21 protein-coding genes and 1 pseudogene are annotated in these 25,269 nt (G+C 59.5%); 16 read left to right on the plus strand and 6 right to left on the minus strand.

All coding sequences use genetic code 11. The features are described from left to right. Window positions 1–139 precede the first annotated feature (139 nt). From ACM110_RS13810 to ACM110_RS13885, 16 genes and pseudogenes are all read left to right on the plus strand, one after another. Complete coding sequence (locus ACM110_RS13810; RefSeq protein WP_416128191.1) at window positions 140–901, plus strand: secretin N-terminal domain-containing protein; 762 nt, start codon at window positions 140–142, stop codon at window positions 899–901. Between the two features lie 476 nt (window positions 902–1,377). Next, window positions 1,378–2,703 (plus strand): isocitrate lyase, encoded by a 1,326-nt coding sequence (gene aceA, locus ACM110_RS13815; RefSeq protein ID WP_034146910.1) that lies wholly within the window; start codon window positions 1,378–1,380, stop codon window positions 2,701–2,703. 632 nt (window positions 2,704–3,335) lie between these two features. After that, entirely contained in the window at window positions 3,336–3,749 is a 414-nt protein-coding gene (locus ACM110_RS13820; protein WP_077045930.1) for an NADH-quinone oxidoreductase subunit A, read from the plus strand. 10 nt (window positions 3,750–3,759) lie between these two features. After that, a complete protein-coding gene (locus ACM110_RS13825) occupies window positions 3,760–4,434 on the plus strand; it encodes a NuoB/complex I 20 kDa subunit family protein (protein WP_046037844.1) in 675 nt (224 codons plus the stop codon). Between the two features lie 73 nt (window positions 4,435–4,507). Then, window positions 4,508–6,292: an NADH-quinone oxidoreductase subunit C/D gene (gene nuoC / locus ACM110_RS13830; RefSeq protein WP_338581884.1), complete on the plus strand. Its 1,785-nt coding sequence runs from the start codon at window positions 4,508–4,510 to the stop codon at window positions 6,290–6,292. Between the two features lie 2 nt (window positions 6,293–6,294). Further along, window positions 6,295–6,792, plus strand: a complete 498-nt coding sequence (gene nuoE, locus ACM110_RS13835; protein ID WP_007981272.1) for an NADH-quinone oxidoreductase subunit NuoE — start codon at window positions 6,295–6,297, stop codon at window positions 6,790–6,792. Next, window positions 6,789–8,144 (plus strand): NADH-quinone oxidoreductase subunit NuoF, encoded by a 1,356-nt coding sequence (nuoF, locus tag ACM110_RS13840; protein ID WP_095059544.1) that lies wholly within the window; start codon window positions 6,789–6,791, stop codon window positions 8,142–8,144. The genes nuoE and nuoF overlap by 4 nt, the downstream gene beginning before the upstream one ends. Window positions 8,145–8,281: 137 nt before the next feature. Further along, window positions 8,282–10,996, plus strand: a complete 2,715-nt coding sequence (nuoG, locus tag ACM110_RS13845) for an NADH-quinone oxidoreductase subunit NuoG (RefSeq protein WP_416128192.1) — start codon at window positions 8,282–8,284, stop codon at window positions 10,994–10,996. Then, complete coding sequence (nuoH, locus tag ACM110_RS13850) at window positions 10,993–12,000, plus strand: NADH-quinone oxidoreductase subunit NuoH (protein ID WP_416128193.1); 1,008 nt, start codon at window positions 10,993–10,995, stop codon at window positions 11,998–12,000. Before nuoG ends, nuoH begins: the two co-directional genes overlap by 4 nt. A gap of 12 nt (window positions 12,001–12,012) precedes the next feature. Continuing rightward, the gene (gene nuoI, locus ACM110_RS13855; protein WP_338581887.1) at window positions 12,013–12,558 is read left to right on the plus strand and encodes an NADH-quinone oxidoreductase subunit NuoI; all 546 of its coding nucleotides are present in this window, start codon (window positions 12,013–12,015) and stop codon (window positions 12,556–12,558) included. Window positions 12,559–12,567: 9 nt separating this feature from the next. Further along, complete coding sequence (gene nuoJ, locus ACM110_RS13860) at window positions 12,568–13,071, plus strand: NADH-quinone oxidoreductase subunit J (RefSeq protein WP_007970450.1); 504 nt, start codon at window positions 12,568–12,570, stop codon at window positions 13,069–13,071. Window positions 13,072–13,073: 2 nt separating this feature from the next. Continuing rightward, window positions 13,074–13,382, plus strand: coding sequence for an NADH-quinone oxidoreductase subunit NuoK (gene nuoK / locus ACM110_RS13865; protein ID WP_007946416.1), 309 nt, complete (start codon window positions 13,074–13,076; stop codon window positions 13,380–13,382). Further along, window positions 13,379–15,232, plus strand: coding sequence for an NADH-quinone oxidoreductase subunit L (nuoL, locus tag ACM110_RS13870; protein ID WP_416128194.1), 1,854 nt, complete (start codon window positions 13,379–13,381; stop codon window positions 15,230–15,232). Before nuoK ends, nuoL begins: the two co-directional genes overlap by 4 nt. Window positions 15,233–15,271: 39 nt before the next feature. Then, entirely contained in the window at window positions 15,272–16,804 is a 1,533-nt protein-coding gene (nuoM, locus tag ACM110_RS13875) for an NADH-quinone oxidoreductase subunit M (RefSeq protein WP_416128195.1), read from the plus strand. 7 nt (window positions 16,805–16,811) lie between these two features. Next, window positions 16,812–18,275, plus strand: a complete 1,464-nt coding sequence (nuoN, locus tag ACM110_RS13880) for an NADH-quinone oxidoreductase subunit NuoN (RefSeq protein ID WP_150701295.1) — start codon at window positions 16,812–16,814, stop codon at window positions 18,273–18,275. A 275-nt stretch (window positions 18,276–18,550) separates the two neighbouring features. Then, a pseudogene (locus ACM110_RS13885) lies at window positions 18,551–18,646 on the plus strand (transcriptional regulator); the annotation flags it as partial. 361 nt (window positions 18,647–19,007) lie between these two features. On the opposite strand, the gene ACM110_RS13890 reads toward ACM110_RS13885, so the two are convergent. Genes ACM110_RS13890 through ACM110_RS13915 form a run of 6 tightly spaced genes read right to left on the minus strand, consistent with a single transcriptional unit; the run spans window position 19,008 to window position 24,961 of the window. Then, window positions 19,008–20,750: an ABC transporter substrate-binding protein gene (locus ACM110_RS13890; protein ID WP_338581890.1), complete on the minus strand. Its 1,743-nt coding sequence runs from the start codon at window positions 20,748–20,750 to the stop codon at window positions 19,008–19,010. Between the two features lie 47 nt (window positions 20,751–20,797). Then, the gene (locus ACM110_RS13895) at window positions 20,798–21,070 is read right to left on the minus strand and encodes a DUF2160 domain-containing protein (protein ID WP_056854889.1); all 273 of its coding nucleotides are present in this window, start codon (window positions 21,068–21,070) and stop codon (window positions 20,798–20,800) included. 10 nt (window positions 21,071–21,080) lie between these two features. Then, complete coding sequence (locus ACM110_RS13900; RefSeq protein ID WP_046032508.1) at window positions 21,081–21,881, minus strand: carbohydrate ABC transporter permease; 801 nt, start codon at window positions 21,879–21,881, stop codon at window positions 21,081–21,083. Between the two features lie 7 nt (window positions 21,882–21,888). Continuing rightward, complete coding sequence (locus ACM110_RS13905; RefSeq protein WP_150701293.1) at window positions 21,889–22,755, minus strand: carbohydrate ABC transporter permease; 867 nt, start codon at window positions 22,753–22,755, stop codon at window positions 21,889–21,891. Beyond that, window positions 22,752–23,867, minus strand: coding sequence for an ABC transporter ATP-binding protein (locus ACM110_RS13910; protein ID WP_338581893.1), 1,116 nt, complete (start codon window positions 23,865–23,867; stop codon window positions 22,752–22,754). The genes ACM110_RS13905 and ACM110_RS13910 overlap by 4 nt, the downstream gene beginning before the upstream one ends. Further along, a complete protein-coding gene (locus ACM110_RS13915) occupies window positions 23,867–24,961 on the minus strand; it encodes an ABC transporter ATP-binding protein (protein WP_338581894.1) in 1,095 nt (364 codons plus the stop codon). Before ACM110_RS13915 ends, ACM110_RS13910 begins: the two co-directional genes overlap by 1 nt. Window positions 24,962–25,269 lie beyond the last annotated feature (308 nt).

Here is a 25,269-nt window from a genome sequence, read left to right on the forward strand (position 1 = left end):
GATCTTTTTTGCAGCACACCACAAAACGCCCCGACATCACGCGATGCCGGGGCGTTTTGCTGTCTACCATTCAACTTGCCCCTCCTCGGGCCGACAAACTGGCAATATCAACACTTTGAAGTTGGCGGAGATAACGGATATGTCCCTACGCACCTTGCTCACCACGCTGCTGGTGAGCTGCAGTTTTTCGGTCATGGCAGCCACTGAAATCGTGCCTTTGAATTACCACACCAGTGCGGACATGCTGCCCGTGGCGCAGGATTTCATCGGCAAGGAAGGCACCGTCAGCGCCTATGGCAATCAGCTCATCGTCAACGCTGATCAACGCAAAATCGACGAACTTAAGGCCTTGATTGGCCAACTCGATACTGCGCCAAAACGCCTGCTGATCACCGTCGATACCAACGAAAACAACTTCCAGGGCGATCAGGGTTACTCGGTGAACGGTGCAAAGCCCAGCCAGACCCGCATCATCAATCGCAGTACCGATAGCCGCGACGGCGGCATTCAGCAAGTCCAGGCGACTGACGGCATGCCAGCACTGATCCAGGTCGGCCAGAGCGTGCCGCTGACCAGCACCCAGACCGATTCCTATGGCGACCTGCGCAGCCAGACCGAGTATCGCAACGTCACTCAGGGTTTCTACGTCACGGCCAACGTCACCGGCGAGATCGTTCATCTGTCGATCAGTACCAACCGTGACCGCATGAGCCAGGAACGTCCCGATGTAGTGAACGTGCAAAGTACCGACACAACCGTCACTGGTCGCCTCGGCGAATGGATCCTGCTGGCCGGTACCAACGGCCAGACACAAGCCGATAAACAGGGCGTGGCCCGCAGTTACTCGACTCAGAGCCGTAACGATATGACCTTGCGGGTGAAGGTCGACACTTTGGACTAAGGCACCGAAAACTGACTGACGAGTCGTATTAGACCAAAGATGTAGTGCTTGAAAAAAAGCACTACAAAACGTTTGACGAGCCAAAAAAGCGAAGGCATGATGGCCTCGCTCCCGCTAATCAGGGGCCCTGGCAAGGGCCTTCGAGGCGATGTTCGCACCTACCCCGCGAACCGCTTCGTGTCTGTACCGCCCACAAGGTGTGTTTGACGAGGTTGCCGACTGGAACGAAGTTGTCCCGAGGGACGGAAGCGTATTTAGGTAAACCCGGCATCACACTGAAGTTCGTATAAAGGCCCACGACGCCCGAATGCGCCCGCCAGTTCGCCCTTACCTGCTCACTTCCCCTCGAGCCCATCGTTCATCCCGTCGCCATCCCCGCCGAATCCGACTTGACCGCCTAAGCTTCTGGTCAGCGAGCGCAGGAATTTTCCACCGCAGAACAACTTTTCATAAAGACGCGACGAGGTTTATCTCCCATGGCACTGACACGCGAACAGCAAATTGCAGCCCTCGAAAAAGACTGGGCTGAAAACCCGCGCTGGAAAGGCGTGACACGCACTTACTCCGCTGCTGACGTCGTCCGCCTGCGTGGCTCGGTTCAACCTGAGCACACCTTTGCAAAAATGGGCGCCGAGAAGCTGTGGAACCTGGTTACCCAGGGTGCCAAGCCAGCCTTCCGTCCTGAGAAAGATTTCGTCAACTGCATGGGCGCCCTGACCGGCGGCCAGGCTGTGCAACAAGTCAAAGCCGGTATCCAGGCGATCTACCTGTCGGGCTGGCAAGTGGCTGCGGACAACAACTCCGCCGAATCGATGTACCCGGACCAGTCGCTGTACCCGGTGGACTCGGTTCCAACCGTGGTCAAGCGCATCAACAACTCGTTCCGTCGTGCCGACCAGATCCAGTGGAAAGCCGGCAAGAACCCGGGCGACGACGGCTACATCGACTACTTCGCGCCAATCGTTGCGGACGCTGAAGCCGGTTTCGGCGGCGTACTGAACGCTTACGAGCTGATGAAGAGCATGATCGAAGCAGGCGCCGCCGGCGTTCACTTCGAAGACCAACTGGCTTCCGTGAAGAAATGCGGCCACATGGGCGGCAAAGTACTGGTTCCAACCCAGGAAGCCGTACAGAAGCTGACCGCTGCTCGTCTGGCTGCTGACGTTGCCGGTACTCCGACCATCATCCTGGCCCGTACCGACGCAAACGCCGCTGACCTGCTGACTTCGGACTGCGACCCGTACGACCAGCCATTCGTGACTGGCGAACGTACCCAGGAAGGTTTCTACAAAGTGCGCGCCGGCCTGGACCAGGCTATCGCTCGCGGCCTGGCTTACGCTCCGTACGCCGACCTGATCTGGTGCGAAACCGCCAAGCCGGACCTGGACGAAGCTCGTCGCTTCGCTGAAGCGATCAAGAAGGAATACCCGGACCAACTGCTGTCGTACAACTGCTCGCCTTCCTTCAACTGGAAGAAAAACCTGGACGACGCGACCATCGCCAAGTTCCAGCGCGAACTGTCTGCCATGGGTTACAAGCACCAGTTCATCACCCTGGCCGGCATTCACAACATGTGGCACAGCATGTTCAACCTGGCGCACGACTACGCCCGCAACGACATGACTGCCTACGTGAAGCTGCAAGAGCAGGAATTCGCTGACGCTTCGAAAGGCTACACCTTCGTGGCTCACCAGCAGGAAGTGGGCACCGGCTACTTCGACGACATGACCACCGTGATCCAGGGTGGCTCGTCTTCGGTTACCGCACTGACCGGTTCGACTGAAGAAGAACAGTTCCACTGATCTGCTTCACCTGAGCAAACGGCCGTTGCGGACCGATTAGAAACCGCGACGCCGCACATCTGACGCCCCGATTGGTTCGGGGCGTTTTTTTTGCGTGCGATTTACCAAACACCACAAAACCCTGTAGGAGCTGTCGAGTGAAACGAGGCCGCGATCTTTTGATCTTGCCTTTGAAAGATCGCAGCCTCGTTTCACTCGACAGCTCCTACAAGGGTCCGTGACAACCGGCAAAAAAATTGATCCAGCGCGGCATCGACGTGAGAAAAATCCGCTAAAACACGCCCCGCCGCTACTTGCAGTAACGCGCATATAAGGCAACTTCCGGCGCACTTGCCGAATAAACAGTTTAAAAACCGAGCCAAATAATATTGATTATCATTTAGCTGCAACTATGTTCCTTACATTCCCTACAAAACATAATTGACGAAATGCCGGCTAATGCCCACGGGCCAAGGGTTACAGGGCTTTGAGGGTACGTAATGTCCTTATTCCTATAAATAATTTCGCTACAGGAATTTTACTTGCCGGGTGTTTAGCCATAAAATCAGCGGGATTGATTGCTGCGACACATCGTCACTGCTTTGTTCTTTTTCAAGCTCAGAGACCTTTGCTCTCTGTTAAGGATTACCAGCATGCCCGAAGCGACAGGACTCATGGCCCACAACTGGGGCTTTGCCATTTTCCTTCTAGGCGTCATCGGCCTCTGTGCCTTTATGCTGGGCGTCTCCAGCCTCCTCGGGTCAAAAGCCTGGGGCCGCAGCAAAAACGAACCGTTCGAGTCCGGCATGCTACCTACAGGTGGCGCCCGCTTGCGGCTCTCAGCCAAATTCTATCTGGTCGCGATGTTGTTCGTGATCTTCGATATCGAAGCCCTCTTTCTCTTTGCATGGTCTGTGTCCGTCCGCGAAAGCGGCTGGACCGGATTCGTCGAAGCTCTCGTTTTCATAGCAATTCTGTTGGCAGGTCTTGTCTACCTATTCCGAGTGGGCGCCCTTGACTGGGCTCCGGAAGCTCGGCGCAAGCGGCAAGCGAAGCTGAAACAATGAGGCTTTGGCAATGCAATACAATCTCACCAGGATCGACCCCGATGCTCCTAACGAGCAGTATCCGATTGGCCAACGGGAAACCGTTTCCGATCCGTTAGAAGATCAAGTCCACAAAAACATTTTCATGGGCAAGCTCGAAGACGTGCTTAACGGCACGATCAACTGGGGGCGCAAGAACTCCCTGTGGCCGTATAACTTCGGTCTTTCGTGCTGCTATGTGGAAATGACCACCGCCTTCACGGCGCCCCACGACATCGCGCGCTTTGGCGCCGAGGTTATCCGGGCATCGCCGCGTCAGGCGGATTTCATGGTTATCGCCGGTACCTGCTTCATCAAGATGGCGCCGATCATTCAGCGTCTCTACGAGCAAATGCTCGAACCTAAATGGGTCATTTCCATGGGTTCGTGCGCCAACTCCGGTGGCATGTACGACATCTACTCTGTCGTTCAAGGGGTGGACAAGTTCCTGCCCGTGGACGTCTACGTACCTGGCTGCCCGCCCCGTCCAGAAGCTTTTCTGCAAGGCTTGATGCTGTTGCAGGAGTCGATTGGCCAGGAGCGTCGCCCGCTTTCCTGGGTCGTTGGCGATCAAGGCGTGTATCGCGCCGAGATGCCTTCCGAAAAGGAAAAGCGCCGCGAACAGCGAATCGCAGTCACCAACCTGCGCAGCCCCGACGAAGTCTGATCCAGATCTGCTTCTTTAATAGAACGAGAAACTGGCTTCATTCTTTACGTTGACCGAAAGCGATAAAATAACCATGACTACAGGCAGTGCTCTGTACATCCCGCCTTACAAGGCAGACGACCAGGATGTGGTCGTCGAACTGAACAACCGTTTTGGCCCCGAGGCGTTCACCGCCCAGGCTACCCGCACCGGCATGCCGGTGCTTTGGGTTGCCCGCGCCAAACTCGTCGAAGTCCTGACTTTCCTGCGCAACCTGCCCAAGCCGTACGTCATGCTCTATGACCTGCACGGCGTGGACGAGCGTCTGCGCACCAAGCGTCAAGGGTTGCCGAACGGCGTCGACTTCTCTGTGTTCTATCACTTGATGTCGATCGAACGTAATAGTGACGTCATGATCAAAGTCGCCTTGTCCGAGAGCGACCTCAGCCTGCCGACCGTCACCAGCATCTGGCCGAACGCCAACTGGTACGAGCGTGAAGTCTGGGACATGTACGGCATCGACTTCAAAGGCCACCCGCACCTGACGCGCATCATGATGCCGCCGACGTGGGAAGGTCACCCGCTGCGCAAGGACTTCCCGGCGCGCGCCACCGAGTTCGACCCGTTCACCCTGAACCTGGCCAAGCAGCAGCTCGAGGAAGAGTCCGCGCGCTTCAAGCCGGAAGACTGGGGCATGAAACGTTCCGGCCCGAACGAGGACTACATGTTCCTCAACCTCGGCCCGAACCACCCTTCGGCGCACGGTGCGTTCCGCATCATCCTGCAGCTGGACGGTGAAGAGATCGTCGACTGCGTACCGGACGTCGGCTACCACCACCGTGGTGCCGAGAAGATGGCCGAGCGTCAGTCCTGGCACAGCTTCATCCCGTACACCGACCGTATCGACTACCTCGGCGGCGTGATGAACAACCTGCCGTACGTGCTCTCGGTCGAGAAGCTGGCCGGCATCAAGGTGCCAGAGAAGGTCGACGTCATCCGCATCATGATGGCCGAGTTCTTCCGGATCACCAGCCACCTGCTGTTCCTGGGTACCTATATCCAGGACGTCGGCGCCATGACCCCGGTGTTCTTCACCTTTACCGACCGTCAGCGCGCGTACACGGTGATCGAAGCCATTACCGGTTTCCGTCTGCACCCGGCCTGGTACCGCATCGGTGGCGTCGCCCACGACCTGCCGCGCGGCTGGGAAAAACTGGTTAAAGATTTCGTCGAGTGGATGCCCAAGCGTCTGGACGAATACCAGAAAGCCGCACTGGACAACAGCATCCTGCGTGGCCGGACCATCGGCGTCGCCGACTACAACACCAAGCAAGCCCTGGAATGGGGTGTCACTGGTGCTGGCCTGCGTTCGACCGGTTGCGATTTCGACCTGCGTAAAGCGCGCCCTTACTCGGGCTACGAGAACTTCGAGTTCGAAGTGCCGCTGGCGGCCAATGGCGATGCCTACGACCGCTGCATCGTGCGCGTCGAGGAGATGCGCCAGAGCATCAAGATCATCGAGCAGTGCATGCGCAACATGCCGGAAGGCCCGTACAAGGCGGATCACCCGCTGACCACGCCGCCGCCGAAAGAGCGCACCCTGCAGCACATCGAGACCTTGATCACGCACTTCCTGCAAGTTTCGTGGGGCCCGGTCATGCCGGCCAACGAATCCTTCCAGATGATCGAAGCGACCAAGGGCATCAACAGTTATTACCTGACGAGCGATGGCGGCACCATGAGCTACCGCACCCGGATTCGTACCCCAAGCTTCCCGCACCTGCAGCAGATCCCTTCGGTGATCAAAGGCAGCATGGTCGCGGACTTGATCGCGTACCTGGGTAGTATCGATTTCGTTATGGCCGACGTGGACCGCTAAGCATGAACAGCACGCTTATCCAGACAGACCGTTTCGCCCTGAGCGAAACCGAGCGCTCGGCCATCGAGCACGAGCTGCATCACTACGAAGACCCGCGCGCGGCGTCGATCGAAGCCCTGAAGATCGTCCAGAAGGAACGTGGCTGGGTGCCGGATGGCGCCCTGTACGCCATCGGCGAGATCCTCGGCATCCCGGCCAGCGACGTTGAAGGCGTGGCGACTTTCTATAGCCAGATTTTCCGTCAACCGGTCGGCCGTCACATCATTCGCGTCTGCGACAGTATGGTCTGCTACATCGGCGGCCACGAGTCGGTGGTCAGCGAAATCCAGAGCAAACTCGGCATCGGCCTGGGTCAGACCACCACCGACGGTCGTTTCACCCTGCTGCCGGTCTGCTGCCTCGGCAACTGCGACAAGGCGCCGGCGTTGATGATCGACGACGACACTTTCGGTGATGTGCAGCCAGCAGGCGTTGCCAAATTGCTCGAGGGCTACGTATGACCCTGACTTCTTTCGGTCCAGCCAACCGCATCAAGCGTTCGGCCGAGACTCACCCGCTCACCTGGCGTCTGCGTGACGACGGCGAAGCCGTATGGCTCGACGAGTACCAGGCCAAGAACGGTTACGCGGCTGCGCGCAAAGCCTTCGCCGACATGGCTCAGGACGACATCGTCCAGACCGTGAAAGACGCCGGCCTTAAAGGCCGCGGTGGTGCAGGCTTCCCCACTGGCGTGAAGTGGGGCCTGATGCCCAAGGACGAATCCATCAACATCCGCTACCTGCTGTGCAACGCGGATGAAATGGAGCCGAACACCTGGAAAGACCGCATGCTGATGGAGCAACTGCCCCATCTGCTGATCGAAGGCATGCTGATCAGTGCCCGCGCACTGAAAACCTACCGTGGCTACATCTTCCTGCGTGGCGAATACACCACCGCCGCCAAGCACCTCAACCGTGCCGTGGAAGAAGCCAAGGCAGCGGGCCTGCTGGGCAAGAACATCCTGGGCAGCGGCTTCGATTTCGAGCTGTTCGTCCACACCGGCGCCGGGCGTTACATCTGCGGTGAAGAAACCGCACTGATCAACTCCCTCGAAGGCCGCCGCGCCAACCCGCGCTCCAAGCCGCCCTTCCCTGCCGCCGTTGGCGTGTGGGGCAAGCCGACTTGCGTGAACAACGTTGAAACCCTGTGCAACGTGCCGGCGATCATTGCCGACGGCGTGGACTGGTACAAATCGTTGGCCCGCGAAGGCAGCGAAGACATGGGCACCAAGCTCATGGGCTTCTCCGGCAAAGTGAAGAACCCGGGCCTGTGGGAACTGCCGTTCGGCGTCACCGGTCGCGAGCTGTTCGAAGACTACGCCGGTGGGATGCGCGACGGTTACAAGCTCAAGTGCTGGCAGCCTGGCGGCGCCGGTACCGGTTTCCTGTTGCCGGAACACCTGGACGCACAAATGTACGCCGGCGGCATCGCCAAAGTGGGCACCCGTATGGGTACCGGCCTGGCCATGGCGGTGGACGACAGCGTCAACATGGTGTCCCTGCTGCGCAACATGGAGCAGTTCTTCGCCCGCGAGTCCTGTGGTTTCTGCACCCCGTGCCGCGATGGTTTGCCATGGAGCGTCAAGCTCCTGATGGCCATCGAGAACGGCGAAGGTCAGCCAGGCGACATCGAGACCCTGCTGGGTCTGGTCGGTTTCCTCGGCCCAGGCAAGACCTTCTGTGCTCACGCACCGGGCGCCGTGGAGCCGTTGGGCAGCGCAATCAAATACTTCCGTCCAGAGTTCGAAGCCGGTATCGCGCCTGTCAGCGCCGCCGTCCCGCCTCTGGCAAGGCCGATCGTAGTCGGCGCGTAAATGCTTAAAAAAAGCGAAGGGTCCGTGCCCTTCGCTTTTCGTGTGATGACGCCTTTAACGGCTGTGTTGATTCACGCGGATAACAAGATTCCATTAGCCACGCCCGCTGACATCGGGCCAACGAAGAACTTTGAACCATGGCCACTATCCACGTAGACGGCAAAGCGCTCGAAGTCGATGGGGCAGACAACCTGTTACAGGCATGTCTGTCTCTGGGCCTCGATATTCCGTATTTCTGCTGGCACCCTGCCCTAGGCAGCGTTGGCGCTTGCCGCCAGTGCGCGGTCAAGCAGTACACCGACGAGAACGACACCCGTGGTCGTATCGTCATGTCCTGCATGACCCCTGCCACCGACAACACCTGGATCTCCATCGAAGATGAAGAATCCAAGGCCTTCCGCGCCAGTGTTGTCGAATGGCTGATGACCAATCACCCTCACGACTGCCCGGTCTGTGAAGAAGGCGGTCACTGCCACCTGCAAGACATGACGGTAATGACCGGCCACAACGAGCGCCGTTACCGCTTCACCAAGCGTACCCACCAGAACCAGCAACTGGGCCCGTTCATTTCCCACGAGATGAACCGCTGCATCGCTTGCTACCGCTGCGTGCGCTTCTATAAAGACTACGCTGGCGGCACCGACCTCGGTGTATTCGGCGCCCACGACAACGTGTACTTCGGTCGCGTTGAAGACGGCACCCTGGAAAGCGAGTTCTCCGGCAACCTCACCGAGGTCTGCCCGACCGGTGTGTTCACCGACAAGACTCACTCCGAGCGCTACAACCGCAAGTGGGACATGCAGTTCTCGCCGAGCATCTGCCATGGCTGCTCCAGCGGTTGCAACATCTCCCCGGGTGAACGTTACGGCGAACTGCGTCGCATCGAAAACCGTTTCAACGGTTCGGTGAACCAGTACTTCCTGTGCGACCGTGGCCGTTTTGGCTATGGCTACGTCAACCGCGAAGACCGCCCGCGTCAGCCACTGCTGGCCAACGGCACCAAGCTGAGCCTCGACGAAGCGCTGGATAAAGCCGCTGACCTGCTGCGCGGTCGCAACATCGTCGGTATCGGTTCGCCTCGCGCCAGCCTCGAAAGCAACTACGCGTTGCGCGAACTGGTCGGTGCCGAGCACTTCTACTCGGGTATCGAAGCTGCCGAACTGGAGCGCATCCGTCTGGTTCTGCAAGTGCTGAAAGACAGCCCGCTGCCAGTGCCGAACATGCGCGACATCGAAGACCACGACGCCGTGTTCGTCCTCGGTGAGGACCTGACCCAGACTGCTGCGCGCATGGCTTTGTCCCTGCGTCAATCGGTCAAGGGCAAGGCCGAAGACATGGCCGACGCCATGCGCGTCCAGCCATGGCTCGACGCCGCGGTGAAGAACATCGGTCAGCACGCGCTGAACCCGCTGTTCATCGCCAGCCTGGCTGAAACCAAGCTCGACGACATCGCCGAAGAGTGCGTTCACGCCGCTCCCGACGACCTGGCCCGCATCGGTTTCGCCGTGGCTCACGCCCTCGACGCCAGCGCTCCAGCCGTTGAAGGCCTGGACGCTGAAGCCCTCGAACTGGCCAAGCGCATCGCCGACGCCCTGCTCGCGGCCAAGCGCCCACTGATCATCGCCGGTACTTCCCTGGGCTCGAAAGCCCTGATCGAAGCGGCTGCGAACATCGCCAAAGCCTTGAAGCTGCGCGAGAAGAACGGTTCCATCAGCCTGATCGTGCCAGAGGCCAACTGCCTCGGCCTGGCCATGCTCGGTGGCGAATCGGTCGACGCTGCGCTGCAAGCCGTGATCGATGGCAAGGCCGACGCCATCGTCGTGCTGGAAAACGATCTGTACACCCGTACCGACAAAGCCAAGGTTGATGCCGCCCTGACCGCCGCGAAAGTGCTGATCGTTGCCGACCATCAGAAGACCGCTACGAGCGATCGCGCGCATCTGGTCCTGCCAGCCGCCAGCTTCGCTGAAGGCGACGGTACTCTGGTCAGCCAGGAAGGTCGCGCCCAGCGCTTCTTCCAGGTTTTCGATCCGAAGTACATGGACGCAAGCATCCTGGTTCACGAAGGCTGGCGCTGGCTGCATGCCCTGCGCGCTACCCTGCTGAACCAGCCGATTGACTGGACCCAACTGGACCACGTCACCGCTGCTGTCGCAGACAGCACTTCGATCCTGAACCGCATTGTCGATGCCGCACCGTCCGCCGCGTTCCGCATCAAGGGCATGAAACTGGCCCGTGAACCGCTGCGTTACTCCGGTCGTACCGCCATGCGCGCTGACATCAGCGTGCATGAACCGCGTACCCCGCAGGACAAGGACACCGCGTTCGCCTTCTCGATGGAAGGTTACTCGGGCTCGGTTGAACCGCGTCAGCAAGTGCCATTCGCCTGGTCTCCGGGCTGGAACTCGCCGCAAGCCTGGAACAAGTTCCAGGACGAAGTCGGTGGTCACATCCGCGCTGGCGACCCGGGCACCCGCCTGATCGAAAGCACCGGTGACTCGCTGAACTGGTTCGCCAGCGTTCCGCGCGCGTTCAACCCGGCTCAGGGCACCTGGCAGGTTGTGCCGTTCTTCCACCTGTTCGGCAGCGAAGAGAACTCTTCGAAAGCCGCTCCGGTTCAGGAACGCATCCCGGCTGCCTATGTTGCTCTGGCCAAGTCCGAAGCTGATCGCCTCGGTGTCAACGACGGCGCCATGCTGAGCCTGAACGTGGCTGGTCAGACCCTGCGTCTGCCGCTGCGTATCAATGAGGAACTGGGTGCAGGTCTGGTGGCATTGCCTGCGGGCATCGCCGGCATTCCACCAGCGATCTTTGGCAAATCCGTTGACGGTCTGCAGGAGGCAGCTCAATGACCTTGTTCACTCCTGAAGTGATCGACGTAATCATCGCGGTCCTCAAGGCCGTGGTGATTCTGCTCGCCGTGGTGGTTTGCGGCGCACTGCTGAGCTGGGTCGAGCGTCGTTTGCTCGCCCTCTGGCAGGACCGTTACGGTCCGAACCGCGTCGGCCCGTTCGGCGCGTTCCAGATCGCCGCCGACATGATCAAGATGTTCTTCAAGGAAGACTGGACGCCTCCATTCGCCGACAAGATGATCTTCACCCTGGCACCGGTAGTCGCCATGAGCGCCCTGCTGATTGCCTTCGCGATCATCCCGATCACCCCGACCTGGGGCGTGGCGGACCTGAACATCGGCATCCTGTTCTTCTTCGCCATGGCCGGTCTGTCGGTCTACGCGGTGTTGTTCGCCGGTTGGTCGAGTAACAACAAGTTCGCCCTGTTGGGCAGCTTGCGTGCCTCGGCGCAAACCGTGTCGTACGAAGTGTTCATGGGCCTGTCGCTGATGGGCATCGTGATCCAGGTCGGCTCGTTCAACATGCGTGACATCGTGGATTACCAGGCGCAGAACCTGTGGTTCATCATTCCGCAGATCTTCGGTTTCCTGACCTTCTTCATCGCTGGCGTGGCCGTGACTCACCGTCACCCGTTCGACCAGCCGGAAGCGGAACAGGAACTGGCCGACGGTTACCACATTGAATACGCCGGCATGAAATGGGGCATGTTCTTCGTCGGCGAGTACATCGGCATCGTGCTGATCTCGGCGCTGCTGGTGACCTTGTTCTTCGGTGGCTGGCACGGTCCGTTCGGCATCCTGCCGCAGATCCCGTTCATCTGGTTCGCACTGAAAACCGCGTTCTTCATCATGCTGTTCATCCTGCTGCGCGCCTCGATTCCGCGCCCACGGTATGACCAGGTGATGGATTTCAGCTGGAAGTTCTGCTTGCCGCTGACCCTCGTCAACATGCTGGTGACCGCTGCGATCGTGTTGCTCAACACGCCCGCCGTCGCGGCTCAGTGAGGATAGAGAATCATGAAGTACATATTTGACATCGTGCATGGCCTCTACACCCAGCTTCGCAGCCTGGTGATGATTTTCGGCCACGCCTTCCGCAAGCGCGACACGCTGCAGTACCCGGAAGAGCCGGTCTACCTGCCGCCGCGCTACCGTGGCCGTATCGTCCTGACCCGCGACCCTGACGGCGAAGAGCGTTGTGTAGCCTGCAACCTGTGCGCCGTGGCGTGCCCGGTCGGTTGCATCTCGCTGCAGAAAGCTGAAACCGATGACGGTCGCTGGTATCCGGAGTTTTTCCGTATCAACTTCTCGCGCTGCATTTTCTGCGGCCTCTGCGAGGAAGCCTGCCCGACCACCGCGATCCAGCTCACGCCGGATTTCGAAATGGCCGAGTTCAAACGTCAGGACCTGGTTTACGAGAAAGAAGATCTGCTGATCTCCGGCCCCGGCAAAAACCCTGATTACAACTTCTATCGTGTTGCAGGTATGGCGATTGCCGGGAAGCCGAAAGGCTCCGCGCAGAATGAAGCCGAACCGATCAACGTGAAGAGCTTGCTGCCTTAAGGAAGAAAGATGGAATTCGCTTTCTATTTCGCATCGGGTATCGCTGTGGTGTCCACGCTTCGCGTGATCACCAACACCAACCCTGTGCACGCCCTGCTCTACCTGATCATTTCGCTGATCGCCGTGGCCATGACGTTCTTCGCCCTCGGCGCACCGTTTGCCGGTGTCCTGGAAGTGATCGCCTACGCTGGCGCCATCATGGTGCTGTTCGTGTTCGTGGTGATGATGCTGAACCTTGGCCCGGCCTCGGTTCAGCAAGAGCGCGTCTGGCTCAAGCCCGGCATCTGGGGCGGCCCGGTCCTCCTCGCCGCGCTGCTGCTGGTGGAACTGCTGTATGTGCTGTTCTCCCACCAGACCGGTGAAGCCGTCGGCCACACCACCGTAGACGCCAAGGCCGTGGGCATCAGCCTGTTCGGTCCTTACCTGCTGGTGGTCGAACTCGCCTCGATGCTGCTGCTCGCCGCAGCCGTCACGGCGTTCCACTTGGGCCGCAACGAAGCCAAGGAGCAATGACGATGCCTGCTATCCCTATGGAGCATGGTCTGGCGGTCGCCGGCATCCTGTTCTGCCTCGGTCTGGTCGGCCTGATGGTCCGCCGCAACATTTTGTTTGTGTTGATGAGTCTTGAAGTGATGATGAACGCCTCTGCACTGGCCTTCATCGTGGCCGGTAGCCGTTGGGCGCAGCCGGATGGACAGATCATGTTCATCCTGGTGATCAGCCTGGCAGCCGCCGAGGCCAGTATTGGTCTGGCGATCCTGCTGCAACTGTATCGCCGCTTCCACACGCTCGATATCGACGCTGCCAGTGAGATGCGCGGATGAACCTACTCTTTCTGACTTTCGTATTCCCTCTCGTTGGTTTCCTGCTGCTGTCGTTCTCCCGTGGACGCATCTCGGAAAACCTGGCCGCGCTGATCGGCGTGGGTTCCATCGGTCTGTCGGCAATCGTTACCGCCTACGTGATCTGGCAATTCAACGTCGCCCCGCCGCAAGGCGGTCACTACACCCAGGTGTTGTGGCAGTGGATGGCGGTTGAAGGCTTCACCCCGAACTTCGCGCTGTATCTGGACGGCCTGTCCGTGACCATGCTCGGCGTGGTCGTTGGCGTCGGCTTCCTGATCCACCTGTTCGCGTCCTGGTACATGCGCGGTGAAGCCGGTTACTCGCGCTTCTTCGCCTACACCAACCTGTTTATCGCGAGCATGCTGTTCCTGGTGCTGGGCGATAACCTGTTGTTCCTGTACTTCGGTTGGGAAGGCGTGGGCCTGTGCTCGTACCTGTTGATCGGTTTCTACTACAGCAACCGCAACAACGGTAACGCCGCACTCAAAGCCTTCATCGTGACCCGTATCGGTGACGTGTTCATGGCCATCGGCCTGTTCATTCTGTTTGCCCAACTGGGCACGCTGAACGTTCAGGAACTGCTGGTGCTGGCACCGCAGAAATTCCAGGCCGGCGACTTCTGGATGGTCATGGCCACCCTGATGCTGCTGGGCGGCGCTGTCGGTAAATCCGCGCAACTGCCGCTGCAAACCTGGCTGGCGGATGCGATGGCCGGTCCTACTCCGGTTTCGGCACTGATCCACGCCGCAACCATGGTGACCGCGGGCGTCTACCTGATCGCCCGTACCCACGGCCTGTTCACCCTGGCGCCGGAAATCCTGCACCTTGTCGGCATCGTCGGCGGCGTGACCCTGGTTCTGGCTGGCTTCGCAGCCCTGGTTCAAACCGACATCAAGCGTATCCTCGCCTACTCGACCATGAGCCAGATCGGCTACATGTTCCTGGCCCTGGGCGTTGGTGCCTGGGATGGCGCGATCTTCCACCTGATGACCCACGCCTTTTTCAAGGCGCTGTTGTTCCTTGCTTCCGGTGCGGTGATCGTTGCCTGCCACCACGAGCAGAACATCTTCAAGATGGGCGGTCTGTGGAAGAAACTGCCACTGGCCTACGCCAGCTTCATCGTCGGCGGCGCGGCCCTGGCGGCCCTGCCTCTGGTGACTGCGGGCTTCTACTCCAAGGACGAAATCCTCTGGGAAGCGTTCGCCAGCGGCAACAACGGTCTGCTCTACGCAGGTCTGGTTGGCGCGTTCATGACCTCGCTGTACACCTTCCGCCTGATCTTCATCGCGTTCCACGGTGAAGCGAAGACCGAAGCCCACGCCGGTCACGGCATTGCCCACTGGCTGCCACTGTCGGTGCTGATCGTACTGTCGACCTTCATCGGCGCGATGATCGTTCCACCGCTGCACGGTGTGCTGCCGCAAAGCGTCGGCCATGCCGGCGGCGAAGCCAAGCACAGCCTGGAAATCGCGTCGGGCGCCATCGCCCTGGCCGGTATCCTGCTGGCTGCGCTGCTGTTCCTCGGCAAGCGTCGCTTCGTCACCGCCATCGCCAACAGCGGCGTCGGTCGCTTCCTCTCGGCCTGGTGGTTCGCTGCCTGGGGCTTCGACTGGATCTACGACAAACTGTTCGTCAAGCCTTACCTGGCGATCAGCCACATCCTGCGCAAAGACCCGCTCGACCAGACCATCGGTCTGATCCCGCGCATGGCCAAAGGCGGTCACACCGCCCTGAGCCGTACCGAGACCGGTCAACTGCGTTGGTATGCCGCCTCGATGGCTGCGGGTGCCGTGCTGGTAATTGGCGCCGTCGTGCTGGTAGCGGTCTGATATGAACCTTGCGAATTTGCGAAAGGAAACGAGCCCGTCATGATTCTGCCTTGGCTAATCCTGATTCCCTTCATCGGCGGCCTTCTGTGCTGGATGGGTGAGCGCTTCGGCTCTACCCTCCCGCGCTGGATTGCGCTGTTGACCATGTCCCTGGAACTCGCACTCGGCCTCTGGTTGTGGGCCCACGGCGACTATTCATTTGCTCCGGCGCCTGGCGCCGATCCGACCTGGGTGATTGAGTTCAAACACGTCTGGATCCAGCGCTTCGGCATCAGCGTGCACCTGGCCCTCGACGGCCTGTCGCTGCTGATGATCCTGCTGACCGGTCTGCTGGGTGTTCTCTCGGTACTTTGCTCGTGGAAAGAGATCCAGCGTCACGTTGGCTTCTTCCACCTGAACCTGATGTGGATCCTGGGCGGTGTCGTCGGCGTGTTCCTCGCCCTCGACCTGTTCATGTTCTTCTTCTTCTGGGAAATGATGCTGGTGCCGATGTACTTCCTCATCGCGCTCTGGGGTCACAGTTCTTCGGACGGCAAGAAAACCCGGATTTACGCGGCGACCAAGTTCTTCATCTTCACTCAGGCTTCCGGCCTGATCATGCTGGTGGCGATCCTCGGTCTGGTACTGGTCAACTTCAACGAAACCGGCGTGATTACCTTCAACTACGCCGATCTGTTGAAAACCAAGATGTCGATGACCACCGAGTACATCCTGATGCTCGGCTTCTTCATCGCCTTCGCGGTCAAGCTGCCGGTCGTACCGTTCCACTCCTGGTTGCCCGACGCTCACGCCCAGGCGCCGACCGCGGGTTCCGTCGACCTCGCCGGTATCTTGCTGAAAACCGCTGCCTACGGCCTGCTGCGTTTCGCCCTGCCGCTGTTCCCGAACGCTTCGGCCGAGTTCGCGCCGATCGCCATGACCCTGGGTCTGATCGGGATCTTCTACGGTGCATTCCTGGCGTTCGCGCAAACCGACATCAAGCGTCTGATTGCCTTCTCGTCCGTTTCCCACATGGGCTTCGTACTGATCGGCATCTACTCCGGCAGCCAACTGGCACTGCAAGGCGCAGTGATGCAGATGCTGGCGCACGGTCTGTCGGCCGCGGCACTCTTTATCCTGAGTGGCCAGCTGTACGAACGCACCCACACCCGCGAAATGCGTGAAATGGGCGGCCTGTGGTCGAAGATCGCTTACCTGCCGGCCCTCAGCCTGTTCTTCGCAGCCGCGTCGTTGGGCTTGCCGGGTACCGGTAACTTCGTCGGCGAGTTCCTGATCCTGATCGGCACCTTCCCTGCTGCGCCGTTGGTCACCATCATCGCAACGTCCGGCCTGGTGTTCGGTTCGGTCTACTCGCTGATCATGATCCACCGCGCGTACTTCGGCCCGGCCAAATCGGACGCGGTACTGCATGGCATGGACGGTCGCGAACTGATCATGGTGGTCGGTCTGGCTGCACTGCTGATCTACATCGGCGTGTACCCACAACCGTTCCTCGATACCTCTGCCGCGACGATGCATGGCGTGCAGCAGTGGCTCGGCACCGCCTTCACTCAACTCGCTTCGGCCCGGTAAGAGCGCTATGGAATTCACGACTCAACACTTTATCGCGCTAGCGCCGCTGTTGATTACCAGCCTCACCATTATCGTGGTGATGCTGGCAATCGCCTGGCGCCGCAACCACTCGCAGACCTTCCTGATTTCCGTGGCGGGTTTGAACCTGGCTTTGCTGTCGATCCTGCCAGCCCTGAAAGTCGCGCCATTGGCCGTGACGCCATTGCTGCAAATCGACACCTTCGCCTGTCTGTACATGGCGCTGATTCTGGTCGCCACCCTTGCCTGTGTCACCCTCGCCCACGCCTACCTCGGCGATGGCGGTTCGGGTTACCCGGGCAACCGTGAAGAACTGTACCTGCTGATCCTGATGGCCGCCGCCGGTGGCCTGGTTCTGGTCAGCGCGCAGCACCTGGCCGGGTTGTTCATCGGTCTGGAACTGCTGTCGGTGCCGGTCTACGGTCTGGTGGCTTACGCCTTCTTCAACAAGCGCTCGCTGGAAGCCGGCATCAAGTACATGGTGCTGTCGGCGGCCGGCTCGGCGTTCCTGTTGTTCGGTATGGCGCTGCTGTACGCAGACTCGGGTTCCCTGAGCTTCGTCGGCATCGGTCAGGCGCTGGCGGCGACTGGCCTGCCAAGCTCGCTGGCGCAACTGGGCCTGGGCATGATGCTGATCGGTCTGGCGTTCAAGCTGTCGCTGGTACCGTTCCACCTCTGGACGCCGGACGTTTACGAAGGTGCTCCGGCGCCGGTTGCAGCGTTCCTCGCTACCGCTTCCAAGGTTGCGGTGTTCGCCGTGATGGTGCGTCTGTTCCAGATCTCGCCAGCTGCAAGCAGCGGCGTGCTGAGCGACGTGCTGACCATCATTGCCATCGCGTCGATCCTGTTCGGTAACCTGCTGGCACTGACCCAGAGCAACCTCAAGCGTCTGCTGGGCTACTCGTCCATCGCCCACTTCGGTTACCTGCTGATCGCCCTGGTGGCGAGCAAGGGTCTGGCCGTGGAAGCCATCGGCGTGTACCTGGTCACCTACGTGATCACCAGCCTCGGCGCTTTCGGCGTAATCACCCTGATGTCCTCGCCGTACAACGGCCGTGACGCGGACGCTCTGTACGAATACCGCGGCCTGTTCTGGCGCCGTCCGTACCTGACCGCCGTACTGACCGTGATGATGCTGTCCCTCGCTGGTATCCCGCTGACCGCGGGCTTCATCGGCAAGTTCTACATCATCGCCACCGGTGTTGAATCGCATCAATGGTGGCTGGTCGGCTCGCTGGTACTGGGCAGCGCCATCGGCGTGTTCTACTACCTGCGCGTCATGGTCACCCTGTACCTGATCGAACCGAACCTGCGTCGCCACGATGCGCAACTGCACTGGGAACAGAAGGCAGGCGGCGTGATGCTGCTGGCCATCGCCCTGGTCGCGTTCTTCCTCGGCGTCTACCCACAACCGCTGCTGAACCTGGTTCAGCAATCGGGCCTGGCGGGTTGATCGCTTAAGCGACTCTCGGTAGAAAACAAAAACGGCACCTTCGGGTGCCGTTTTTGCGTTTGTGGGATTCAACGTCCAAAGATCGCAGCCTTCGGCAGCTCCTACATTTGGATGGCGTGCGCCCTGTAGGAACTGCCGAAGGCTGTGATCTTTTGATCCTCAACCCCTCCCTTTTTTCGGAGTTTGCCTGCAAAGCGGTGAGCAATGGCTGACATCCGCCAGGAGCCATTTGTAGTTAAATTCGAAGCTCAACTATCAAGTGGAGATCGCGAACCATGAAGCGAGATATTTTTTCAGAGTTGATGGACGGCCTCGAGGCGTTAGCCGATGAACGCCAAAGCAGAGTCACTTTGAAAAAAACGCGCGTACAACGGATTGGCGCCATGAAGGGCAAACTCACACTTCCCGACGACATCGATGCTCCTCTGTCAGACGGCCTGCCAAGTACCTTCGAAAAGTAGAAGTCACATCTGCTGCACATGTGATTCATCAGAATCACCCAAACCAATGTGGGAGCGAGCCTGCTCGCGATGGGGTCGGCACAGCCAACATCCTCATCGACTGACCCACAGCTATCGCGGGCAAGCCCGGCTCCCACAGGATTAGCGGTGTACACAAATTCTGCAGGCACCCCGAAATACTATGTGCGGGCTTGTTCGAAAAACACGGTCCATCAGGCAAAAATGCAAACGGCACCTTCCGGTGCCGTTCGCCTTCCACAATACAACCAGCTTACTTGCGCGCCGCCTCCCACGATTTCAGCAGTTCGGCGTAGCTTACGGTCTCGCCTTTAGGCTTCTCGTTCGCCAGTTTCGGCTTCGGTGCGCCCGGTTGGTCGAACCAGTATTGCGCGTCGCGCTCAGGGTTCATTTTCGGGGCGCAGGTGGCTTGGGCCTTCGAGCGTTCCAGACGGGACATGATGGCGTCCTGATCCTTGGCCAGACCGTCGAGTGCCTCTTGGGGGGTTTTCTCGCCGCTGGCGGCTTCAGCAATGTGGCTCCACCACAACTGCGCGAGGCGAGGATAATCCGGCACGTTGGTCCCGGTCGGGGTCCATTGCACGCGGGCCGGGCTGCGGTAGAACTCCACCAGACCACCGAGTTTCGGCGCCAGGTCGGTCATCGCTTGCGAGTTGATGTCCGACTCGCGAATCGGCGTCAGGCCAACGATGGTTTTCTTCAGCGAAACGGTTTTCGAGGTCACGAACTGCGCATACAGCCAGGCAGCCAGCTTCTGTTTCTCAGGCGTCGACTTCATGAACGTCCACGAACCCACGTCCTGATACCCCAGTTTCATCCCCTCTTCCCAGTACGGACCACGCGGCGACGGCGCCATACGCCATTTCGGCGTGCCATCGGCGTTCATCACTGCCAGGCCCGGTTTGGTCATGTCGGCGGTGAACGCGGTGTACCAGAAGATCTGCTGGGCGATGTTGCCCTGCGATGGCACTGGACCCGATTCGGAGAAGGTCATGCCCGCCGCTTCCGGTGGCGCGTATTTCTTCATCCAGTCCACGTACTTGGTGGTGGCGAACACGGCCGCCGGCCCGTTGGTGTCGCCGCCACGGGTCACGCTGGAACCCACCGGATGGCAATCCTCGACGCGGATACCCCACTCGTCCACCGGCAAGCCGTTCGGCAGGCCCTTGTCACCGCCACCGGCCATGGAGAACCAGGCGTCGGTGAAGCGCCAGCCCAGAGACGGGTCTTTCTTGCCGTAGTCCATGTGCCCGTAAACGCGCTTGCCGTCGATTTCCTTGACGTCTTCGGTGAAGAACTTGGCGATGTCTTCATAGGCCGACCAGTTCACCGGTACGCCCAACTCGTAGCCGTACTTTTCCTTGAACTTGGCTTTCAGGTCCGCGCGTTCGAACCAGTCGGCACGGAACCAGTACAGGTTGGCGAACTGCTGGTCGGGCAGCTGATAGATCTTGCCGTCCGGTGCGGTGGTGAACGAGATACCGATGAAGTCCTTGATGTCGAGGGTCGGCGAAGTGAAGTTCTTGCCTTCGTTGGCCATCAGGTCGGTGATCGATTCGGTCTTGCCGTAGCGAAAGTGCGTACCGATCAGGTCCGAGTCGTTGACCCAGCCGTCATAGATGTTCTTGTCCGACTGCATCTGGGTCTGCAGTTTTTCAACCACGTCGCCTTCCTGCAGCAGATCGTGGGTCAGCTTGATCCCGGTGATCTCGCTGAATGCCTTGGCCAGCACCTTGGATTCATACTCGTGGGTGGCGATGGTTTCCGATACAACCTTGATGCTCATCCCGCGAAACGGCTCAGCCGCCTTGATGAACCACTTCAGCTCTTCGAGTTGCTGATCGGCCGTCAGGGTGGACGGCTTGAATTCAGCGCCGATCCATTTCTTCGCGGCATCTTCGTAGGCATCGGCCCAGGCCGAAGCGCTCAAACCGCTGAGTGCCAGCATGGCTGCCAATGAAATGCTATGTCGCAGCTTATTGTTTTTGTCGAACATAGAGACCTCCTTATTGAATTTCGGAGCAACATTGCCGAGCGATTCGACTAGCCCCAACGCATCACAGCCAACAGCCACACCAGGGACAACGCGAACGCTACCCAGATGCTCCAGTCGGTGACGCCAATTACCAGCAAATGCAGGTAGGCGCTGCCGAGAAGACCGATAAACAACCGATCGCCACGGGTGGTGGCAATCGGCAAAAAACCACGCCGAAGAACACTCGGCGAGCGCAACTCCCAGGTCGTCATACCGACCAGGATCAAGCCGATCACACCAAAGAATGCCGCCGTCGGGACGGTCCAGCTCATCCATTCCATCATCAGCTCCTCATACCCGGCCCAGGGCAAAGCCCTTGGCCACGTGGTTGCGAACAAACCAGATCACCAGCATGCCCGGCAGGATGGTCAACACCCCCGCCGCCGCCAGCACGCCCCAGTCGATACCGGACGCCGAGACCGTGCGCGTCATGACCGCTGCAATGGGTTTGGCGTTCACCGACGTCAGCGTTCGCGCCAGCAGCAGTTCGACCCAGGAAAACATGAAGCAGAAAAACGCCGTGACACCAATGCCGGAGCCGATCAGCGGGATGAAAATCTTCACGAAGAACTTGGGGAAACTGTAGCCGTCGATGTAGGCGGTTTCGTCGATTTCCTTGGGCACGCCAGACATGAAGCCTTCCAGAATCCACACCGCCAACGGCACGTTGAACAGGCAGTGCGCCAGTGCTACGGCAATGTGCGTGTCGAACAAGCCGATCGAAGAATACAACTGGAAGAACGGCAGCAGGAAAACGGCCGGGGGCGCCATGCGGTTGGTCAGCAGCCAAAAGAACAGGTGCTTGTCGCCGAGGAAACGATAGCGCGAAAAGGCGTACGCCGCCGGCAACGCCACGCTCAGGGAAATCACCGTGTTCAGGCTCACGTAGTACAGCGAGTTGAGGTAACCGGTGTACCAGGCCGGATCAGTGAAGATCACCTTGTAGTTGTGGAAGGTGAAATCCTGGGGAAACAGCGTCAGCCCGCCGAGGATTTCGGTGTTGCTCTTGAAGGACATGTTCAGCAGCCAGTAGATCGGCACCAGCAGGAACAGGATGTAGATCAGCAGTGGTATCAGCTTTCTCTTGCTCATGATGGCCTCAGCGGTTGGCGTCAGAGTGAGTCATGGCGGTGTAGAACAGCCAGGACACCAACAGGATGATCAGGAAGTACACCAGCGAGAACGCTGCCGCCGGCCCCAGGTCGAACTGCCCGATCGCCATCTGCGTCAGGGTCTGGCTGAGGAACGTCGTGGCGTTGCCCGGCCCGCCGCCGGTGAGCACGAACGGCTCTGTGTAGATCATGAAACTGTCCATGAAGCGCAGCATCACCGCGATCAACAGCACACTCTTGAGCTTGGGCAACTGGATGTGCCTGAACACCGCCCAGGCCGAGGCCCGGTCAATCCGCGCCGCTTGGTAGTACACGTCCGGAATCGCCCGCAGACCGGAGAAGCACAACAGCGCCACCAGCGAGGTCCAGTGCCAGACATCCATCACCAGCACGGTGACCCAGGCGTCCATGGTGTTGGCCGCATAGTTGTAGCTGATGCCCATGGCGTTGAGGGTCGAACCGAGCAAGCCGATGTCGGCCCGGCCGAAGATCTGCCAGATGGTGCCGACCACGTTCCACGGGATCAGCAGCGGAATCGCCAGGATGATCAACACCACCGATGACCAGCGGCCCTTGGTCGGCATGGTCAGGGCGATCGCGATCCCCAGCGGGATTTCGATCAACAACACGCACGCCGAATAGATGAACTGACGCAACAGTGAGTCATGCAGACGCGGATCGAGCAGCACCTGCTTGTACCAGTCGGCGCCAACAAAATAGCGGCTGGACTGGTCGAAGATGTCCTGCACCGAATAGTTGACCACGGTCATCATCGGGATCACCGCACTGAACGCCACCAGCAAAAACACCGGCAACACCAGCCACCAGGCCTTGTTGTTCTGCACCTTGTTCATGGCTGCACCTCATGGTTGGCCTGGGCTTCCAGCAGGAATTCGTCGGCGTAGACCATCAGCCATTGCGCCGGAAAACTGATGTAGGCCGTGCCTTCGGGCACCGGTTTGTCTTCGGCCAGGCGCACTTTCAGCGGTGCGCCATCGAGGTTCAGGGTCATGATCTTGTAGGTGCCGAGGTCTTCGACGTGTACGACCTGTGCCCGCATCGCGTCATCAAACGGCTCGTCCCAGACATGCACGAACTCCGGGCGAATGCCGACTTTCAGGGTTTTCCATTCGGACTCGGCGATGCGTTTCTGCATGGCCTCGGACAACGGCAAGTGAGTCGAAGCGAAACCGACACCACCCGGTTGCGGCTGCACCTCGATCAAGTTCATCCCCGGACTGCCGATGAAGTAGCCGACAAAGGTGTGGCTTGGGCGTTCGAACAATTCCCGTGGCGTACCGAACTGCACGATCTGGCCGCCGTACATCACCGCGATCTTGTCGGCGAAGGTCGAGGCCTCCAGCTGATCGTGGGTGACGTAGACCATGGTGATGTTGAACTGCTCGTGGATCTGCTTGAGCTTACGCCGCAGCTTCCACTTCAGGTGCGGGTCGATCACTGTCAGCGGTTCGTCGAAGAGGATCGCCGATACGTCATCGCGCACCAGTCCACGGCCCATGGAGACTTTCTGTTTTTCGTCGGCGGTGAGGTTGCGGGCTTTTTTGCTGAGCAGGTTCTGAAGGTCGAGGACTTCGGCGATTTCCTGCACCTTGGTGTGAACTTTCGCCTCGGCCATACCCTGATTGCGCAACGGGAAGGCCAGGTTGTCGAACACCGTCATGGTGTCGTAGACCACCGGGAACTGGAAAACCTGGGCGATGTTGCGCTTCTCCGGGGTCAGGTTGTTGACCGCTTTGCCGTCGAACAGCACATGGCCCTGGGACGGGCTGAGCAACCCGGAAATGATGTTGAGCAAGGTCGACTTGCCGCAGCCCGACGGGCCGAGCAAGGCATAGGCACCGCCCTGTTCCCAGATGTGGTCCATCTCGCGGATCGCGTAATCCTCCGGACCACTCGGCGTGCTGGTGTAGCTGTGGGCGAGGTTCTGCAAACGGATTTCGGCCATCAGGCAACCCTCGCAATGCGCCGGCCGGGAGCCTGGACCAGCCGCCCCTGCGCATCGAATACAAACAGTTTATGAGTCGGGATGTAGATGCGGATCGGCGCATCGACGTCGTATTCGTGAACGCCGGGCAAGTGCAGCACCAACAGGAAGTGTTCGTTGCGCACGTGCAGGAAGGTTTCCGAGCCGCTGATTTCCGCGACTTCGACGGTCACCGCCAGTTCGAGGTCATCGTCGTTGCTCGGCACCAGCGAGATGTGGCTGGGACGCACGCCGAAGCGGAATTCGCCCTCGCCTACCGGGCGCAAATCGACGTTCAACGGGAAGTGCACGAAATTGGCGAAACTCACTTCGTTGCCGGCAATGCGCCCCGGCATCAGGTTGATCGGCGGCTCGGAAAACAACTCCGCCGCCAGCACGGTCTGCGGCTGGTGATAAACCTCGGACGACTTGCCGCTCTGGATCACTCGGCCTTCATGCAGGATGGTCGTCGTCCCGCCCAGGGCCAGGGCTTCGTTGGGTTCGGTGGTGGCGTAGATCGCGATGGTGTGGCGCGCCTTGAACAGCTCGCGCATTTCCTGGCGCAACTCTTCGCGCAACTTGTAGTCGAGGTTGACCAGCGGCTCGTCGAACAGGATCAGTTCAGCATCCTTGACCAGCGCGCGGGCCATGGCCGTGCGCTGTTGCTGACCACCGGAGAGTTCGAGGGGATAGCGCTTGAGGAATTTCTCGATGCGCAGCATCTTCGCGGTTTCCAGCACTTTACTCTGGATCAGCTCATTGGACACACCGGCCTGGCGCAGCGGCGAGGCGATGTTCTCGAAGACGGTCATGGTCGGGTAATTGATGAACTGCTGATAGACCATCGACACGTTGCGCAGGCGCACCGGGCGTTGCGTGACATCGACGCCATTCATCAGGATGCGGCCGCTGTCGGGCTTGTCCAGCCCGGCCATCAGACGCATGAGACTGGTTTTGCCGGACAGCGTGCGCCCGAGCAAAACGTTGAAGGATCCGGGTTCGAAACTGAGGCACGCATCGTCAATCCAGGTCTGGCCCTCGACGGTGCGGCTGACATGCTCCAGGGTTAATGACATGGCTCGGCCTTTTTTATTTTTGGAATCAAGCGACCGGAGCACTAGAGCGACTTTCGTGCCAGAAAATTCAAGCTGTTGATTCAGCTAGAAAATCCTGAAAATCAGGAAAAACTTGCGTTCGTTGCTGAACACAAATGAACAATCACAAATGAACAATTGAACAGTTCACCCATTGACAGTGAACAATAGTGAACAACAATCTATGGACTGTTCACGGCCCTTGTAGGAGCTACCGCAGGCTGCGATCTTTTGATTTTGCTTCCAAAAACAAGATCAAAAGATCGCAGCCTGCGGTAGCTCCTACAAGG

It is taken from the genome of Pseudomonas sp. NFX98 (assembly GCF_047784845.1).
Classification (GTDB): domain Bacteria; phylum Pseudomonadota; class Gammaproteobacteria; order Pseudomonadales; family Pseudomonadaceae; genus Aquipseudomonas.